This window comes from Aeromicrobium choanae, assembly GCF_900167475.1.
Lineage (GTDB): Bacteria > Actinomycetota > Actinomycetes > Propionibacteriales > Nocardioidaceae > Aeromicrobium > Aeromicrobium choanae.
Map to the genome: position 1 here is coordinate 2480283 of NZ_LT796768.1, position 16101 is coordinate 2496383.

Sequence of the window (16101 nt, forward strand, 5' to 3'; positions counted from 1 at the left end):
AAGTGGTGGTCAGCGCGTGGGGAGGATCGCCCGCGCGCACGGGCGGCAGGAGGCCTCGAGCGCGGGTGCGAAGCCCACGTCCCAGAAGAGCTCCCAGTCCATCGCCGGGGCTCCGCAGGCGCTCTCGGCGGAGCCGAGTCGTCGCGCGTGATGCGTTCCGTACGGCACGCGGGCCGTCCTGCCGTCCCAGGTGCCCCACGTCCCGCGCGGTGCGCTGGCGAAGTAGTCCATGTGGGGCCGGCCTCTCATGACGGGGTGCTGCGGGGCGTGAAGAAGGGTCGGCGGCCACCGGGCCGCCGACCCCTCACGTCGTCAGTTCTCCTGCGCGAAGTCCGCGACGATGTCCTCGTACTTGACCTGGCCTTCCTTCAGCAGGCCGATGCGCACCGCGATCGCCGCCATGCGGTCGAACGCGTCGCGGCTCATGCGCCACTCCGGGTCGGCCTTGGTGATGACGTTCTTCGACCAGTCGTCCACGTAGGCGGCGCTCAGGTCGGCGGCCTTCCCGTCGAACGTGTTCTTGTTGAGGAACGCGGCGGCGTCGTCGGGACGCGCGAGCATCTCGTCCTTGATCGTCGTCTGCAGGGCGAGGTAGTTCTCCACGGCCTTCGGGTTCTTCTTGAGGAAGTCCTCACGCACGACCAGCGGTCCCACCTCCTGGCCGCTGAGGATCTCGGGCGAGGCCGTGTCGGAGTACTCGACGTAGATCGAGCCGCCGGCCGCCGCTTCCAGCATGCGGCTCGAGGCCCACGTCTGGCTGACGACGGCGTCGACTCGCTTCGCCTTCAGCTGGGCGATCATCGGCGGCATCTGGCCGACGGCGAGGCGGGTGACGGAGTCCTTGTCGACGCCGGCCTCCTCGAGCGCGAGGGTGAGCTCCGTGTCGGCTCCCGCTCCGATGGCGGTGACGCCGATCGTCTTGCCCTCGAGGGCCTTCATCTTCTCCTCGAACGGAGCGTCGGCACCCGGGCCGTCGAAGCCCTCGCGCGTGATGATCGCGTAGGTCACGGTGGGCATCCGCATGCCGACGATGATCGGCCGCTTGCCCTTCTGGCCGTTGGCGAAGGAGGCCATCGTCAGCAGGGTGTCCTGCTGCATCGCGTCGATCGCGCCGGAGGCCAGCAGCTGCGATCCCTGGACGCCGTTCTGCGGGTAGATGAACTTGTCGACCTTGAGGTCGTGCTTGGCGAAGAGCTTCTCGTTGAGCGCGAACTCGTCCATGAGGTAGACGTCGCTGGGCGAGGAGGCGATCTTCATCGCGACGGGCTCGCCGTTGCCTCCGTCCGCGGCCTCGCCGGACGAGCCGCAGGCGGCGAGCAGCAGGCCCATCGCGACGACTGCCGACGTGGCCTGGACGACCGTGCGACGGGGGTGGCGGGACCGGCTGCGGGTGACTCTTCCGGCGGTGATGCGGAACATGTGCTCTCCTTGGCTTCTGACCCCGGGGGGACCAGGTCGTGGGGTGGTGCTGGGGCGAAGCAAGTGACGTGGATCACTCTTTTCGATACCGCGAGTGTGGTGCGATTTTCTCTGTCAAGTCAATGAAAATCGGGCCTATCACCCTGATAGGCAAGCGGGTTCACGACAGATGCAGGCGCAGGGGGATCGAGCCCCATCCGCGCAGCGTGTTGTTGTGCTGACGCGTCGGGGGCGCGGCCAGTTCGATGCGGTCGACCCGCTCGAGGAGGACGTTCAGCAGCGACTCGGCCTGGAGCCGGGCGACGTGCTGCCCGACGCACTGGTGGATGCCCATCCCGAAGGCCAGGTGGCCCGACGGATCGCGTCGCAGGTCGAAGCGGTCGGGGTCCTCCCACCGGCGCGGATCGCGGTTGGCGGCGCCGTAGCAGATCAGCACGCGACGGCCCTCGGGCAGCGTCTCGCCGCCCAGGGTGACGGTGGCCGCGCTCTTGCGGAACAGCATCTGCACGGGCGACTCCCAGCGAAGGGCCTCGTCGAACGCGACGCGGGCCAGGTGCGGATCCGACTTCAGCAGCTCCCACTGGTCCGGGTGCGTGGCGAAGGCGTAGAGGACCGCGGAGAGTCCGTAGACGGTGGTGTCCACGCCGGCAGACAACAGCGACCGGGTGAGCAGCGGGGCCTGCTCGTGCAGGATGTCGCCGCGGTCCGCCGCGGCCCAGATGTCCGCGCCGAAGCCCTGCGGCTCCAGGGCGTCGCGCTGGCAGGCGCCATTGGCCCACTCGGCGAGCTGGGGGGCCCGGGCCTCGCCCTTCTTGACCAGGTCGTTGCGCGGTCCGCCGGAGTTGAAGACGTGATCGGCGTAGGCGGTGAGGTTCTCCCGGCCGCAGACCCCGGCCGCGTCGGCGAAGAAGTTGACGGGGAAGACCTTGCCGACGTCCTGGTAGCCGTCGATCGCGACGTGACCGTCCTCGGCGCGCTCGGCGACGAGGCCGTCGATCAGCGCCGCGGCCTGCCGCGAGCACTCATCGGCCATCGGGCGCATGGCGCGGGCCGACATGACGTCGGCGAGGACCTCACGCGGTGCGTCGTGCCGGGGCGGGTCGGTCTCCAGCAGTCCGGTCGTGCGCCACGGCTCGTTGAGTCCGACGCCGTTGCCCGAGACCAGCTCCTGCCAGTTGGCGAGCACGGTGCGCACCTCGTCGTAGCGGGACACGACGTGCACGTCGTAGTGCGACAGGTAGGCGATGGGACCGGCCGCGAGGAGTCGCCGGTGGAAGGGGACGGGGTCCTCCAGGATCTCGGGGGAGAACGGATCCTCGTCGAAGACGGGAAGGGGAGAGGTGGGCATGGCGCCAGTGGTCATCGGTCGCTCCTAGAGGTCCAGCACGAGTCGTTCGGTCACGGCGCGCGAGACGCACACGAACATGCGGTCGTTCTCGGCGCGTTCGGCATCGGAGAGCAGGGAGTCGCGGTGGTCGGGGACGCCGGCGAGCACGCCGACCTCGCAGGTCCCGCAGACGCCCATGGAGCACGAGGCCAGCACCGGGCTGCCGGCCTCGGCCACGGCCTGAAGCACCGATTCGCTCGGAGTGACCGTGATGGTCTTGCCCGACCGGGCCAGCTCCACGGTGAAGGGCCCCGAGCGCACCGGGGGAGCCTGCTCGACTGCGGCGAACCGCTCGAAGCGGACGGTTCCCGTGGGCCACGCCGAGGTGGCCGACTCGATCGCGGCGAGCAGCGGCTCGGGTCCGCAGGAGTAGATCTTCGTGCCCTCCACGGGCTCGGCGTACTCCGACAGGTCCAGGTGTCCGAACTCGTCCTGGGGCCGGGCCATGACGCGGTCGCCGTACGGGGCGAGCTCATCCAGGAAGGCCATCGAGGCGCGGGTCCGGCCGCCGTAGAGCAGCCGCCAGTCGACGCCCATCCGCTCGGCGGCGTCGATCATCGTCATGATCGGCGTGATGCCGATGCCTCCGGCGATGAACTCGTAGCGCTGGGCCGAGGCGAGCGAGAAGTGATTGCGCGGCGTGCCGATGCGGATCAGGTCGCCCTCGGCGAGCTCGTCGTGCAGGTAGATCGAACCGCCGCGTGAGACGGGCTCACGCAGGACCGCGATCTGGTAGGAGTACGCGTCCCAGCGGTCGCCGCACAGGGAGTACTGGCGGATCGCGTTGGACCCGTCGGGCTGAGGGACGACCACATCGATGTGGGACCCGGGGGTCCAGTCGGGCAGCCGGCCGCGCGCGGGATCGACCAGGGTGAGCCGGACGACGCCCTCGGCGGGGAAGTCCGCGCGGGCGACCCGGACGGAGTCCTTGCCGAGCAGGTCGGGATTCGAGTGCGAAGCATCCTCACGGGACGCCTCGGTGGAGGTGGTCACGTGAGCGACGCTACCCACGCGAAGCGATGTGACCTAGGTCTCAAGGCGTATCGCCGTGATAGGTGCGCAGCGGTTACCGGTGCCGTCCGCCGCTGCTTGACTACGACCGATTTCCCCACCGCCCCCTGCAGGAAGCGACGCCCGATGAATCACCTGAACTTCCGGCTCGACGTCTACGGCGAGCCGACCGACGAGCAGGAGGACGTGCTGTTCCGTCGCGTCATGCCCGCGGACGATCCCACGTGGCTGCGCCTCTCCGACGATGGCGCCGATCCCGTCGGTCCGGTCGCGGACCGGATGGTCGTCGGCTCGGTCGTCGGCGACGACCGGCAGCCCGGTGCCGCCGTCGCGGGCCTGGTGTCGCTGATCTGGTACGACGTCCCCACCGACGAGGCGAGCGCGTTCGAGGACTGGTTCGCCCAGGAGCACGCGCCGATCCTGCTGCGCGAGCCGGCGTGGCTGCGCTGCCGGCGCGTCCGTGTCGCGCAGGACACCGCGGGCTCGGACGTGACCCACCTGGTGGTCCACGAGCTGGCCGACCGGACCGCGCTGTCCTCGCCCCACATGGAGGCGGCCCGCGCGACCCCGGCCCGCGCGGACATGGCGGCGCGCCCGTGGTTCGCCGCGAACGTGATGGAGCTGTTCGAGCGCGAGGCCCCGGCGGGAGCGACCTCGTGAACACCGACCAGCTGCTGCTGGGCCTGGAGAACAAGCTCCGCCCCGAGCACACCGCCCTGCTGATCGTGGACATGCAGAACGACTTCTGCAGCCCCGGCGGATTCATCGACCGGTCGACCGCCTTCGACGCCTCCTCCACCGATGGCATCGTGGGGAGCATCCAACGCCTGCGCGAGGCCGCTGCGGCCCGGGGTGTGCTGACGGTCCACATCACGTCCCGCTTCGACGAGCCCAGCCTCAACGCCCCGGCGCGCGAGCGTCTCGTGCGCAAGGGGATGGAGCCGTACTGCGTGCCCGGCACGTGGGGTGCCCAGATCATCGACGCGCTGGCCCCCACCCCGGCCGAGCGGACGCTGGTCAAGACGGCGTACGACGGGTTCTACGGCACGGGGCTCGACGCGCTGCTGGCCGAGTCCGGCATCGCGACGGTCGTCGTGACCGGCCTGGCCACCGACAACTGCGTGGCGGCCACGGCCAAGAGCGCGTTCTACCGCGGCCACTATGTGGTCCTGCCCTCCGATGCCTGCACGTCCGGAACACCTCAGCAGCAGAGCGCCGCGCTCACGATCGCCGACCATGCCTTCGCCGAGATCTCCGACGCCGGCACGGTGTGCGAGCACTGGTCCGCCGGGAGCTCCTCATGATCGGCCGCGGCACCGCCTGGCGGCGTCGGCGAGAGGCACGCGACCGCTCCGAGATCTGGGCGCTCCAGGTGCGGTACGCGGGAGCCTGCGACCGCGCCGACCTGGCCGCGATCGAGGGCTGCTTCACCCCGACGGCTCAGTGCACCTACAACGGGGACCGGCTCTCCCCGGGTCGGGCCGGCGTCACCCAGTACCTCCGGTCGCGTGCCGCCCTGATGGCCGAGGCGGGCACGCCCGACTTCGCGATCCACCTGGTGGCGAACGTGGAGGTCGATTTCCACCGCGCGAGCGCCCACGCCTGGACTTATGGGGTCCGGTACGTCGGGCGGACGACGGACGCGGGACAGGTGCTGGAGACCCGGGGGCTCGTCTACGACGACGTCCTCGTGCGGCACGAGGGTGCGTGGATGGTCCAGCAGCGCGAGCTCCGGGCGCTGTGGGACACCACGCAGCCCGCGCGCTAGACCTCGGCCGACGTCAGTCGCGGCGGATGGAGGCCGTGGCCGGCCCCTTCAGCGCGAGGTGGCTCACGCCGGCGACGGCGCAGTCCTCGTCCTGCTGGGCGCTGCCGCCGCCGACGCCCACGGCACCGACGTGGACGCCGTCGACGAAGATCGGCACGGCTCCCTGGCAGTAGATGATGTGGCCGCCCTCGGCTTCGGCGATCGCCGGCATGATCGGCACGTGGGCCAGTTCGGCGACGACGCCGCTCGGGCGGGCGAAGGCCGCTGACGCGACCGCCTTGCCCTGCGATCCGTAGCCGGCGGCCCAGTGGCCGCCGTCCATGCGCTGGAAGGCGAGCAGCCGGCCGCCGGGATCGCAGATGGAGACGCTGATCCGCAGGCCCTGGTCGGCGGCGTGGCGCATCGCGCCCTCGGTGACGAGGTTCGCGTGCTCGAGCGTGAGTGTGGTCATGGCGGGTCAGCTCGTCTCGATGTCGGCGATGGCCTGGCCGGGCGAGACCATCTCGCCCTCGGCGACGTGGACGGCCACGATGGTGCCGCTGGACTCCGTCAGCACGGGGATCTCCATCTTCATGGACTCGAGGATCGCGATCGTGGCGTCCTCCTCGACCGTGTCGCCGGCCTGGACGAGGATCTTCCAGACGTTGGCGGCCAGGTCGGCGTGGATGGTCTCGGGCATGGTGGTGCTCCTGTTCATCGCGCGGGACGCGCGCTCAATAGTTGGGTGACCAGCTGGGTGTCGTACCGGCCCGTGTCGTACGCGGGCGAGTCCACGAGTCGACGCAGGAACTCGAGGTTGGTCTGCAGCCCACCGGAGATCTCGGTGGCGTCGAGCGCCTCCCGCAGCCGGGCGAGCGCGCTCGGCCGGTCGGCCGCGACGACGCAGAGCTTCGCGACGAGCGAGTCGAAGTACGGGGTGACCTCGGTGCCGGCGGCGAAGCCGGAGTCCACGCGGACTCCCTCGCCGGACGGCAGCGACCACACGTCGATCGAGCCGGGGCTGGGGAACAGGCGCACCGGGTCCTCGGCGCAGATCCGCAGCTCGAACGCGTGCCCCTGCGGGCGGGGGTCGAAGTCGGCCGTGAAGTGGCCCGACCCGGCGATGGCGAGCTGCTGCTCGACGAGGTCGGTGCCCCACACGAGCTCGGTCACGGGGTGCTCGACCTGGATGCGGGTGTTCATCTCCAGGAAGACGAACTCCTCGGTCTCGGCGTCGAGGAGGAACTCGACGGTGCCCGCGCTGCGGTAGCCGATGCCCTTGGCCAGGTCGACGGCGCTGGCGTGCATTCGCGAACGCACGTCGTCACTCAGGTGGGGTGCGGGGGACTCCTCGGCGACCTTCTGGTGCCGTCGCTGCGGCGAGCAGTCGCGCTCGCCGAGCGCCTCGACGCGACCGAACGCGTCGGCGACGATCTGCACCTCCACGTGACGCGCACGAGCGAGGTACTTCTCCACGAAGACGCGATCCGATCCGAAGCTGCGCTCGGACATGGCCTTCGTCGAGGCGAAGACCTTCTCCAGCGCTTCCGCGTCGTGCGCGACGGCCATGCCGATCCCGCCGCCACCGCCGGACGCCTTCACCATGACCGGGTACCCGAGCCCGGCCGCCGCGGCCAGCGCGTCGTCGATGGTCTCGAGGCTGTCGCCGCCACCACTGATCGGCACGCCGACGGAGGCGGCGAAGCTGCGGGCGCGGATCTTGTCGCCCATCGCGGTCATCACCTCGGGCGAAGGGCCGATCCAGGTCAGGCCCGCGTCCTCCACGGCCTGCGCGAAGTCGGCGTTCTCGGCGAGGAATCCGTAGCCCGGATGGATCGCGTCCGCGCGGCACTCGAGGGCGAGCGCGATGATCTGCGCGCCGTCGAGGTAGCCCCGGACCGGGTGGTCGCTGGTGAGCTCGAACGCCTCGGACGCCTCGGCCACGAACGGCAGGCCGGCGTCGATCGGGGCGTACACCGCGATCGAGTCGAGGCCCAGACGGTTGACCGTCGTGATGATCCGTCGGGCGATCTCGCCGCGGTTGGCGACGAGGACGCGCTGGGGGAGCTGGGACATCGCGCTCACCAGCTCGTCGGCCACGAGCTGAGCAGGTGCTCGCCCACGCCGTGGGTCCGTCGCAGCTGGTGGTCACGCAGCGAGTCGATGAGGAAGCGGCGGGTGTCGGCCGGGTCGATGACCTCCTGGACGCCGAAGACGCGCGCGGCGTCGTAGCCGGTGGACTCCCGCGCCATCTCGTCGAAGCGGCGCTCGAACGCCTCGGGATCCTTGTCCGGGTCGATCCCGTGGACGACGCCGACGGCGGACCGGGGGTCCATGAAGCTGATCTCGGCGGTCCACCAGGCCGCGGCGGCGTCCGTGGTGAGGCCGCCGCCCATGTTGGCGTAGGCCTGACCGTAGTTCTTGCGCAGCATGACCGTCGCGGTGGGCACCGTCACCAGCGCCAGGGCGTTCATCCAGTTGATGATCTTGCCGGCGGCCCGGCCGTGCTCGGCCTCCAGGCCGATCAGGAAGCCCGGCTGGTCGACGAGGAACACCAGCGGGATGTTGTACGAGTCGCACAGCACGAGGAAGCTGATGACCTTGTCGATCGCGTCGGTGTCGATCGCGCCGCCCTTGAACATCGGGTTGTTCGCCACGACGCCCACGCTGCGACCGTCGATGCGCACGAGGCTCGTGATCATGTTCTTCGCGAACGCGGCCTTGATGGGGAAGACGGAGTCGGTGTCGGCGATGATGTCGACGACCTTGCGCATGTCGTAGACCTGCGCTCGCGACACCGGGACGATCTCGGTCAGCTCCTGGGCCTTCTGGCCCGAGCCCGGCGACACGGCTGCGACCGGGGGCGCCTCGCCGTTGTGGGAGGGCAGGTACGACAGGAAGGTCTTCACCAGCTCGATCGCCTCCTCATCGGAGTCGGCCACGGCGTCGGCGAAGCCGGTGATGCGCGAGTGCACCTTCCAGCCGCCGAGCTCCTCGCGGTCCACGGTCTGACCCGTCGCGCGGCTGACCAGCCCGGGGCTCGAGACGGCCATGACCGCGCCCTTGCGGAACACCGCGAAGTCGGACGAGACCGTGTGCCAGGCGGCCGACCCGAAGGCGTAGCCGAAGACAGCGGAGACCCACGGGCTCTCGCGGCGGCGCAGGAAGCGCGTTTTCTCGTTCCCGCCACCCATGCCGGTGCCGCCCATGATGTCGGGCATGCGGACGCCGGTGGACTCCGCCAGGTAGACCAGCGGCAGGCCGCGCTGGGCCGCCATGGCCTTCATGTAGGCCATCTTCTTGTTGCTGACGTTGCCGCTGGAGGCGCCCTTCACCGTGAAGTCGTAGGCGATGACGCCCGCCGTGCGGCCGTCGATCTCGCCCGTTCCGGTGACCTTGCCGTCCGCCGGCGTCGCGTGGCGGTCGGAGTCGAACTGGGAGGTCGCGAACAGACCGCTCTCGCGGAACGACTCCTTGTCGAACAGCACGTCCACGCGCTCGCGGGCGTTCAGCTCGCCCTTGTCAGCGCGGGCCTGCAGCTTCTTGGGGCCACCCATCGCGAGGGCGGCATCACGACGCTCCTCGTGGGCGGAGGCGAATTCGGAGTGGGGCATCAGAGGTTCTCCTGAGGGCTGGTCGTCGGTGCTGGTTCGGCGAGGAGTGCGGCGGCGGAGACCGCGGCCGCCTCGAACTGGCGGTGGGCCGCGACGCCGAGGCTGCGGGCGCGGCGGGCGTACTCGCCGATGCGCTCCTCCATGTCGCTCTTGCCGTCGCCCTTGAGGACGAGGAGGTGGTGCGTGGTCTCGGTCTCCGCCTGAAGCCGGGCCACCGTCTCGATGATCCGTCCGGTGACGTCGCCGTGGGTCTCCTCCAGGTTGCGCTGGATGATCCCCACGTTGAGGTGGGTCACGACGACGGCAGGCTCGGTCGAGGCCAGGATCGTGCGCAGGATGTCGTCGGCGACCGCACCACTGCGGACGGCGAGGGTCCCCGCCGGCACGTCGACCGGGTTGGTCAGGCCGTTGCCCGGAGGCAGGTCGAACGCCTCGAGCGCCGCGACGACCTCGGGGGCGAGCGTGGGGGTGACCAGGCCGTGCCGGGCGAGTGCGTCGGTCGCCAGGACGCTGGCGCCACCGCCGTTGCCGAACAGCACCACGTCGCGGGACGAGACGCGGACCGACGGCTTGGCGACGTCGAATCCCAGCAGCACCGAGAGGAAGTCGTCGAGCGAGTCGACCAGTCGCAGGCCGGCCTGGCGCGCCAGCGCGGGCCAGAGGCGATGGTTGCCGGACAACGCGCCGGTGTGGCTGGCGGCGGCCCGCGAGCCCTCCGCGCTGCGGCCTCCGACCAGCAGCACGACGGGCTTGGTGACGAGGCGGTCGCTCGTGACGAGCTCGAGCACCTCGCGCGCCCGCTCCAGGGACTCCAGGTAGAGGCCGATGACGCGCACCTCCGGCAGGTCGAGGAGGTGACCCACCATCTCGGCGGGAGTCACGTCGGCGCTGTTGCCGATGCTCGTGACGGAGTGGAAGTGCACGCCGGACGCGGAGCCGAGGCGCAGGATGTCGACGCTCAGACCGCCGCTCTGGGAGACCACCGCGACGCCGCCGGGCTCGTACGGCGCGTTGGGGATGAAGCCGACGCCGCCGCGTGACGTGTGGGTGCCCAGGGAGTTCGGGCCGATGATGCGCGTCCCCTGCCGGCGTGCCGACTCCACCAGCTCACGCTCGAGCTGCTCGCCCCCCGCGACCTCGGCGAACCCGCTCGAGACCACCTGGGCGAACGCGACGCCGTCGACGGACTGGGACAGGGCCTCGGCGACCTTCGCGCCGGGCAGGGCCACGAAGGCGTAGTCGATCGCACCGGCGTCGGCCAGCGACGGGACGGTGGCGATGCCCTCGACCTCGTCGGCCTTCGGGTGGACCGGCACGATCCGGCCGGAGAAGCCGGACGTCTGCAGGTGACGCACGAACAGGTTCGCGGCGTTGACCGCGCGGGTGCTGGCACCCAGGACGGCCACGGCCTTCGGCTGGAAGAGGGCGCTGAAGTCGGTGGGCGGGACGGGGGTCAGGGCCCGGTCCGTGGTCACGGTCGCGGTCGGGTCGACGACGAAGCGCGCGTCCACGGCGACAGCGCCGCGGGCACCGAGCTTGATGGGGTTGAGGTCGATCTCGGTGACCTGCGGCGGCATGAGGTCCAGCAGGCCACCGGGTCCGGCGAGCGCCTCGATCAGCCCGACGAGGGCGTCGAGGTCGGCCGGCTCGCTGCCGCGAGCGCCCTGCAGCAGCGGCAGGCCTCGGAGCTCGTCGATCATCTCGACGATCTGCGGACGCACGAGGGGAGCGACGCCGAAGGCCACGTCCTGCAGCACCTCGACGAAGACGCCGCCGAGGCCGACCATCACCACCCAGCCGACACCGGGGTTGCGCACCGCGCCCACGACGACCTCGTGCGGACCGGCGGCCATCTCCTCGAGCAGGAAGGCGGACACCTCGTGCCCGGCAGCGGAGACCGTCTCGCGCATCGTCTTGGCGGCGGCGCGCACCTCGTCGGCCGCGAGGCCGACCGCGACGCCACCGGCGTCGGACTTGTGGATCAGGGTGGGGGAGACCGCCTTGAGCACGAACGGTCCGGTGAGGTCGGCGAGCAGGAGCTCCGGGTCGTCCCCGGTCCGGCCGGCGGGCACATCGATGCCGGCGGCGGCCAGGATCGACTTGGCCGTGGCCTCGTCGATCATCCGCGGACCGTCGGCCTGCGACCCCACGCGTTCGACCGCCTGGCGCAGGAGGTCACCGACCTGGGAATCGAGAGTTTCTGATGGCACGACACACCTTCGTTCGCTGCGAGATGGTGGGGCTGACAGCCTTGGTCAGCTCCGCCTCGATTCTCGTGCGGAACCCCGGGCAGAGGAAGGTCGCGCGGCCTGTCGGTGTGATGCGCAACACCTATCGGCGAAGGCTCAGAGCATGGGCGAAGGACGCGCGCCCGAGTGGGCCTCGGCGTTCTTCTTGATGAGCCTCAGGAGGGTCTGCACGACCGGCGAACGGTGCTCGTCCTTGCGCAGCACCGCGACCAGCTTGGTGCGCGCCCACGGCTCGTTGATCGGGATGAGCGTGACGCCGTCCCCCGACCGGGTGGAGAGCGCGAGGGAGTTGGCGATCGAGATGCCGACACCGGCCCGCACCATGTGCTGGGCGGTCTCGGCGTTGTGGGCGGTGTAGACGACGCGGGCCTCGAAGCCCTCCATGAGCTTCTCCATCGCCGTGCGCAGGATGCTGCCCTGGCCCATGAACACGAGGGGCTCGTCGTCGAGGTCGGAGAACTGGAAGTCCTCGGACTGGCTGAGCGGGTGGGCGTCGGGCACGCACAGCACGAGTCGTCCGGTGAGCAGCTCGATGACCTGGAGCTGGTCGTACTCGTCGGGCTGCTCGAGCGCCTCGATCCGGACGGCCAGGCCGATGTCGTACGTCCCGCGGGCCACGCCCTGCAGGACGGACTCCGACCCGCCCTCGTTCACGTCGAAGCGGATGTTGGGGTGCTGGTCGTGCATCTGGCGGATCACCGGGGGCAGGAGCACGCTGCTGCCCGTGGCGACCGTGACGAGCCTGACGTTGCCGACCTTCAGCGTCTCCATGGCGCTGGCCTCCTGGCGCAGCATGTCCTCGGCCCGGATCGCCGCCGTCACGTGGGGCAGCATCCGCTCGGCGGCCTCGGTCGGGGTGGCCCCGCGCGATCCGCGGAACATCAGGACGACCCCGAGATCCTCCTCCAGTCGCTGGATCTGGTTCGTGATCGTGGGCTGGGAGACCCCGAGCTCGCGGGCGGCCTGGCGGAACGACCCCGTCCGAACGGCCGCCTCGAGGTACCGCAACTGCTCGAATCTCACGTCATGATCCTGCCAGTCGGTGGGGTGAATGGGAACGAGGGGAGCGCCGGCGCGAGGCCCTCGAGCCGGGTCAGTCCTCGGGCGTCAGATCGTTGAGCCCGGAGGGATCGGTGACGAACAGGCCTCCCTCGACCGGGAGCACCGCCCCGGTGACGTACCCCGCCCCGGGGGTGAGCAGGAAGGCGACCGTGGCCGCCACCTCGTGAGGCTGGCCCAGCCGCCGCAGCGGGGTGTTGGCGCCCAGCTGCTCGGCCAGGTGACCACCGGACGCGACGAAGCGCGGCGAGAGGAACAGGCCCGGCGCCACCGCGTTGACCCGCACGCCGGAGGGCCCGTACTGCGTCGCCAGCTCGCGCACCCACATCTCCAGTGCCGCCTTGGCCGGACCGTAGCCGGGGGAGTGGTGCCCCGAGAGGGTGGCGTTGGTGCTGCTCAGGTGGACCACGGCCCCGCCTCCGCCCGCGACCAGGCGGGGCATCAGCTCCTGGGCGAGCAGGAACGCGTGCAGGACGTTGACGCGGAAGTCGCGATCCCACTCCTCGAGGGTGAACTCCGGCAGCCGTCGCCGCGTCTGCTGGCCGATCACGTCGACGTAGCCGTCGCACCGGTCCCACTCGCGGTCGACGGCCGCTCCGATCTGCGCCACGCCGTCGGGCGTGGTCGCATCGGCCACCAGCCAGGGTGCGCCGAGCCGCTCGCCCACGGCCCGGGCGCCGTCGCCGTCGATGTCGACGCACAGGACATGGCCGCCCAGCGCGGTGATCGTGGTGGCGACGTGCTCGCCGATCCCCGCGCCCGCGCCGATGACGACGATGTGCTGCCCGTCCAGCCGGAAGAGAGACGTGTGGTCGACGTCCTCGACCGGCCGCGGGGCGTGCGGGTCAGCGTGCACGAACCGGGTCCGCCTGCCGGGCGAGGAAGCCCTCGATGTGGGCCCACGTCTCCTGCGGATGGCTGATGTTGGGCGAGTGCATGTGGTCGATCTCGACGACGTCGCAGTGCTCCAGGACGTCGACCAGGTGCTTGGTCCAGCCGCGCTCGACGAGGGCGTCGCGGACGCACTCGAACAGGAGCACCGGCGTGTCCACGCCCGACAGGCTCGCGGGGAAGGAGTCGGCGGGCGGCTGGAACTTCAGCGGCTCGGGCACGGGGGTGTGGATCGCCATCGTCGCCGCGAAGTGGCCCGGGGCCTTGGCCCACGCGTGGCGTCGGTCGACCTGGTCCTCGAGTCCCTCGAAGTCGTCGCACAGCAGGCCGACGATGCGAGCGGTGTCCTCGCGGGTGCCGTCGAACCGGCCGAGCGCGGCACCGGCCGCGGTCCGCCAGGGGCCGCCCGTCCCACTGATCGTCGTCACCGACGCGATGCGATCGCGCAGCTCCGGCACCGTGAGGGCGCGCAGGGCCACGGAGCCACCGAACGAGTTGCCGACGAGGTGGACGGGCTCGGTCACGCCGAGCCGGTCCAGCAGCGCGAGCACGTGGCGCAGGCGGAAGCCGAACGGCGCCTGGTCGAGCCGGACGGCCTTGGCGCTGCCGCCGAAGCCGAGCATGTCCACCGCGACGACGTGGAAGCTCTCGGCGGCGAGCGGCAGGACGTCGCCCCACGTCACGTCGGAGCTGGCGCCCCACGCGCCGTCGTGGAGGAACACGACGGTGGGGTTGTCCGGGGACCCTCCCTCGAGGAAGCGGGTCTCCAGGTCGTTGACGAGGACGGTCTCGGTGCTGATCATCGGTGGTTCCGTTCGTTGAGCGTGTAGTGGGACGGGTCGACCTCGGAGGTGCCCTCGACGTAGTCCCACGTGGGCAGCGGCCACATGATCGTCGAGCGGCCGGCGGCGTTCTGGTACCAGCTGTGCGTGCCGGACCACTCCCAGACGCGGTGGGCACTGGCCGCGAAGATCTCGTCCCGGTAGGACTCGAACTTCTCCTGCGTGAGGGACATGGAGTGCACGTCCTCACGCAGCAGGAGCTCGACGGACTTCGCGACGTAGTTCGCCTGGCACTCCATGAAGAACACGACGTTGCCGTGCAGCACCAGGCCGGTGTTCGGCCCGTACATGCAGAAGAGGTTGGGGAAGTCCGGGATCGTCAGGCCCATGTAGGCGCAGGCGTCCAGGCCCCAGGCGTCGTGCAGGTCCTTGCCGCCGGCTCCCGTGACGGTCATGGGCGTCAGGAAGTCCGAGGCGCGGAAGCCCGTCCCGAAGACGATGACGTCGGCCGGGCGCTCGGTCCCGTCGGCGACGACACCGTCGGCGGTGATGCCGGAGACGGCCGACGTGACCAGCTCGACGTTGTCGCGCTTCAGCGTCGCGACCCACGTGCCGTCGTCGCGGATGATGCGCTTCGCGCCGGCGGGGTAGTCGGGGATGATCTTCGGCAGCAGGTCGGTGCGGTCGCCGGCCTGCTCGGTGAGGTACCCCGTCAGGAGCACCCGCAGCCGCTCGTTGGCCTCGGAGACCGCGACCTCCGTCGGCGGGTAGTTCGGGTCCACGGTTGCGGCGTCCAGCTGGCCGATGGCCCGGGGCACGAAGATCGTGAAGCGGTAGAACGAGCGGTAGAGCGGCAGGTTGTTCAGCAGCCACCGCTCGCTCTCACCGATTTCCTGGCGCAGCTCCGGCGTGGGCATGAGCCACGGGGCGCTGCGCTGGTAGATCGTGACCTTCGCCGCCTGCCTCGCCAGCGTCGGGGCGAACTGCAGGGCGCTGGCGCCGGTGCCGATCACCGCCACGTTCTTGCCCGTGAAGTCGATCGAGTGGTCCCACTCGGCGGAGTGGAACGCCGGACCGGAGAAGCCGTCCAGGCCCGGGAGGTCGGGGATCATCGGACGGTTGAGCTGGCCCACGGCGCTCACCAGGATGTCGGCGGATTCGACCGCGGCCTTCCGGTCGGGGTCGATGATGCCGACGTTCCAGCGCGACGACTGCTCGTCCCACGTCGCGTCGCTGACCTCGGTGTTGAAGCGGATGTGCTCCAGCAGGCCGTTGTTCTTCGCGAAGTCGGTGAGGTAGTCGAGGATGACCTCCTGCCGGCCGAAGTACGACGGCCAGTCGTGCGCCTGGAACGAGTACGTGTAGATGTGGCTGTGCACGTCCGTGCGGCAGTCGGGGTAGGTGTTCTCCCACCACGTGCCGCCGATGTGCGGCGCCTTCTCGTAGATCGTGAAGTCGATGCCGGCCTGCTTCAGGCGCAGGCCGACCATGAGGCCGGCGATCCCCGAGCCGATCACGATGGCGCGGAAGGGACGGTCCGGCGCCACCTCGTCGATCGTCCAACGCGGGGCCCGGGGATCGGTCCCCTCGGCGACGAACGCCACCGAGAGCAGCGCGGCGATGTCATCGTCGTCGGAGTCCAGGGCCCAGTCGGCGACGGCACGGAGGAACTCCTCCGTCGGCTGGTTGGGCCAGGGCTCGCCCGACGAGATCGCCTCGGCGAGACGGGCGGCGCACACCGCGCGGGCCTCCTCGTCCGTCGCGGGATCCAGCCCGGACTGCGGCAGCACGGCCGCGGACGGCTTCCACTCGGGTCGCAGGAGCGACAGGTCGCCCGTGACGTGGGCGGCGAGCAGGACCAGCGTGGGCACGGCAGCCGCGTGGACGTGCTCCTCCAGGCCGGCGAGGACGGTGGTCGAGACGGGGGTGGTGGTGCTCACGG

The 16101-nt window shown here is 70.8% G+C and carries 16 protein-coding genes; 3 read left to right on the forward strand and 13 right to left on the reverse strand.

The features are described 5' to 3' along the window. Nucleotides 1-9: 9 nt before the first annotated feature. From B5D60_RS11910 to B5D60_RS11925, 4 genes are all read right to left on the reverse strand, one after another. Nucleotides 10-249, reverse strand: coding sequence for a hypothetical protein (locus B5D60_RS11910; RefSeq protein WP_153302994.1), 240 nt, complete (start codon nucleotides 247-249; stop codon nucleotides 10-12). A 63-nt stretch (nucleotides 250-312) separates the two neighbouring features. After that, complete coding sequence (locus tag B5D60_RS11915; RefSeq protein ID WP_078700365.1) at nucleotides 313-1419, reverse strand: ABC transporter substrate-binding protein; 1107 nt, start codon at nucleotides 1417-1419, stop codon at nucleotides 313-315. A 160-nt stretch (nucleotides 1420-1579) separates the two neighbouring features. Then, nucleotides 1580-2782 carry a cytochrome P450 gene (locus B5D60_RS11920; protein ID WP_078700366.1) on the reverse strand — a complete coding sequence of 401 codons (1203 nt, stop codon included), beginning with the start codon at nucleotides 2780-2782 and terminating at the stop codon, nucleotides 1580-1582. Nucleotides 2783-2791: 9 nt separating this feature from the next. Continuing rightward, nucleotides 2792-3799 (reverse strand): PDR/VanB family oxidoreductase, encoded by a 1008-nt coding sequence (locus B5D60_RS11925; protein ID WP_078700367.1) that lies wholly within the window; start codon nucleotides 3797-3799, stop codon nucleotides 2792-2794. A gap of 144 nt (nucleotides 3800-3943) precedes the next feature. Between B5D60_RS11925 and B5D60_RS11930 the strand changes: the two genes are divergently transcribed. From B5D60_RS11930 to B5D60_RS11940, 3 genes are read left to right on the forward strand one after another with little or no spacing between them, the layout of a single operon-like run. Continuing rightward, the gene (locus tag B5D60_RS11930; protein ID WP_078700368.1) at nucleotides 3944-4477 is read left to right on the forward strand and encodes a hypothetical protein; all 534 of its coding nucleotides are present in this window, start codon (nucleotides 3944-3946) and stop codon (nucleotides 4475-4477) included. After that, nucleotides 4474-5121, forward strand: coding sequence for a cysteine hydrolase family protein (locus B5D60_RS11935; protein WP_078700369.1), 648 nt, complete (start codon nucleotides 4474-4476; stop codon nucleotides 5119-5121). Before B5D60_RS11930 ends, B5D60_RS11935 begins: the two co-directional genes overlap by 4 nt. Further along, nucleotides 5118-5585 carry a nuclear transport factor 2 family protein gene (locus B5D60_RS11940; RefSeq protein WP_078700370.1) on the forward strand — a complete coding sequence of 156 codons (468 nt, stop codon included), beginning with the start codon at nucleotides 5118-5120 and terminating at the stop codon, nucleotides 5583-5585. Before B5D60_RS11935 ends, B5D60_RS11940 begins: the two co-directional genes overlap by 4 nt. A gap of 13 nt (nucleotides 5586-5598) precedes the next feature. Here the strand turns inward: B5D60_RS11940 and B5D60_RS11945 are convergent, their stop codons facing one another. The 9 genes from B5D60_RS11945 to B5D60_RS11985 all read right to left on the reverse strand — a co-directional run bounded on the left by B5D60_RS11945 (nucleotide 5599) and on the right by B5D60_RS11985 (nucleotide 16099). Then, nucleotides 5599-6036 (reverse strand): GlcG/HbpS family heme-binding protein, encoded by a 438-nt coding sequence (locus B5D60_RS11945; RefSeq protein ID WP_078700371.1) that lies wholly within the window; start codon nucleotides 6034-6036, stop codon nucleotides 5599-5601. 6 nt (nucleotides 6037-6042) lie between these two features. Then, entirely contained in the window at nucleotides 6043-6264 is a 222-nt protein-coding gene (locus B5D60_RS11950; protein ID WP_078700372.1) for a biotin/lipoyl-binding carrier protein, read from the reverse strand. A gap of 14 nt (nucleotides 6265-6278) precedes the next feature. Beyond that, entirely contained in the window at nucleotides 6279-7664 is a 1386-nt protein-coding gene (locus tag B5D60_RS11955) for an acetyl-CoA carboxylase biotin carboxylase subunit (protein ID WP_197684313.1), read from the reverse strand. Then, a complete protein-coding gene (locus B5D60_RS11960) occupies nucleotides 7646-9178 on the reverse strand; it encodes an acyl-CoA carboxylase subunit beta (RefSeq protein ID WP_078700373.1) in 1533 nt (510 codons plus the stop codon). The genes B5D60_RS11955 and B5D60_RS11960 overlap by 19 nt, the downstream gene beginning before the upstream one ends. Next, nucleotides 9178-11388 (reverse strand): acetate--CoA ligase family protein, encoded by a 2211-nt coding sequence (locus tag B5D60_RS11965; RefSeq protein ID WP_153302995.1) that lies wholly within the window; start codon nucleotides 11386-11388, stop codon nucleotides 9178-9180. Before B5D60_RS11965 ends, B5D60_RS11960 begins: the two co-directional genes overlap by 1 nt. 135 nt (nucleotides 11389-11523) lie before the next feature. Beyond that, entirely contained in the window at nucleotides 11524-12450 is a 927-nt protein-coding gene (locus B5D60_RS11970; protein ID WP_078700375.1) for a LysR family transcriptional regulator, read from the reverse strand. A 70-nt stretch (nucleotides 12451-12520) separates the two neighbouring features. Then, the gene (locus B5D60_RS11975; protein WP_172806352.1) at nucleotides 12521-13342 is read right to left on the reverse strand and encodes an SDR family NAD(P)-dependent oxidoreductase; all 822 of its coding nucleotides are present in this window, start codon (nucleotides 13340-13342) and stop codon (nucleotides 12521-12523) included. Then, nucleotides 13332-14180, reverse strand: coding sequence for an alpha/beta fold hydrolase (locus B5D60_RS11980; RefSeq protein ID WP_078700377.1), 849 nt, complete (start codon nucleotides 14178-14180; stop codon nucleotides 13332-13334). Before B5D60_RS11980 ends, B5D60_RS11975 begins: the two co-directional genes overlap by 11 nt. Next, complete coding sequence (locus B5D60_RS11985; RefSeq protein WP_078700378.1) at nucleotides 14177-16099, reverse strand: flavin-containing monooxygenase; 1923 nt, start codon at nucleotides 16097-16099, stop codon at nucleotides 14177-14179. Before B5D60_RS11985 ends, B5D60_RS11980 begins: the two co-directional genes overlap by 4 nt. Between the last annotated feature and the right edge of the window lie 2 nt (nucleotides 16100-16101).

Excerpts from the sequence above, each read along its gene's own strand:
- B5D60_RS11945 (WP_078700371.1), bottom strand. The coding sequence starts at position 6,036 with ATGACCACACTCACGCTCGAGCACGCGAACCTCGTCACCGAGGGCGCG.
- B5D60_RS11960 (WP_078700373.1), bottom strand. The coding sequence starts at position 9,178 with ATGCCCCACTCCGAATTCGCCTCCGCCCACGAGGAGCGTCGTGATGCC.
- B5D60_RS11980 (WP_078700377.1), bottom strand. The coding sequence starts at position 14,180 with ATGATCAGCACCGAGACCGTCCTCGTCAACGACCTGGAGACCCGCTTC.
- B5D60_RS11915 (WP_078700365.1), bottom strand. The coding sequence starts at position 1,419 with ATGTTCCGCATCACCGCCGGAAGAGTCACCCGCAGCCGGTCCCGCCAC.
- B5D60_RS11940 (WP_078700370.1), top strand. The coding sequence starts at position 5,118 with ATGATCGGCCGCGGCACCGCCTGGCGGCGTCGGCGAGAGGCACGCGAC.
- B5D60_RS11930 (WP_078700368.1), top strand. The coding sequence starts at position 3,944 with ATGAATCACCTGAACTTCCGGCTCGACGTCTACGGCGAGCCGACCGAC.
- B5D60_RS11920 (WP_078700366.1), bottom strand. The coding sequence starts at position 2,782 with ATGACCACTGGCGCCATGCCCACCTCTCCCCTTCCCGTCTTCGACGAG.
- B5D60_RS11910 (WP_153302994.1), bottom strand. The coding sequence starts at position 249 with ATGAGAGGCCGGCCCCACATGGACTACTTCGCCAGCGCACCGCGCGGG.
- B5D60_RS11950 (WP_078700372.1), bottom strand. The coding sequence starts at position 6,264 with ATGCCCGAGACCATCCACGCCGACCTGGCCGCCAACGTCTGGAAGATC.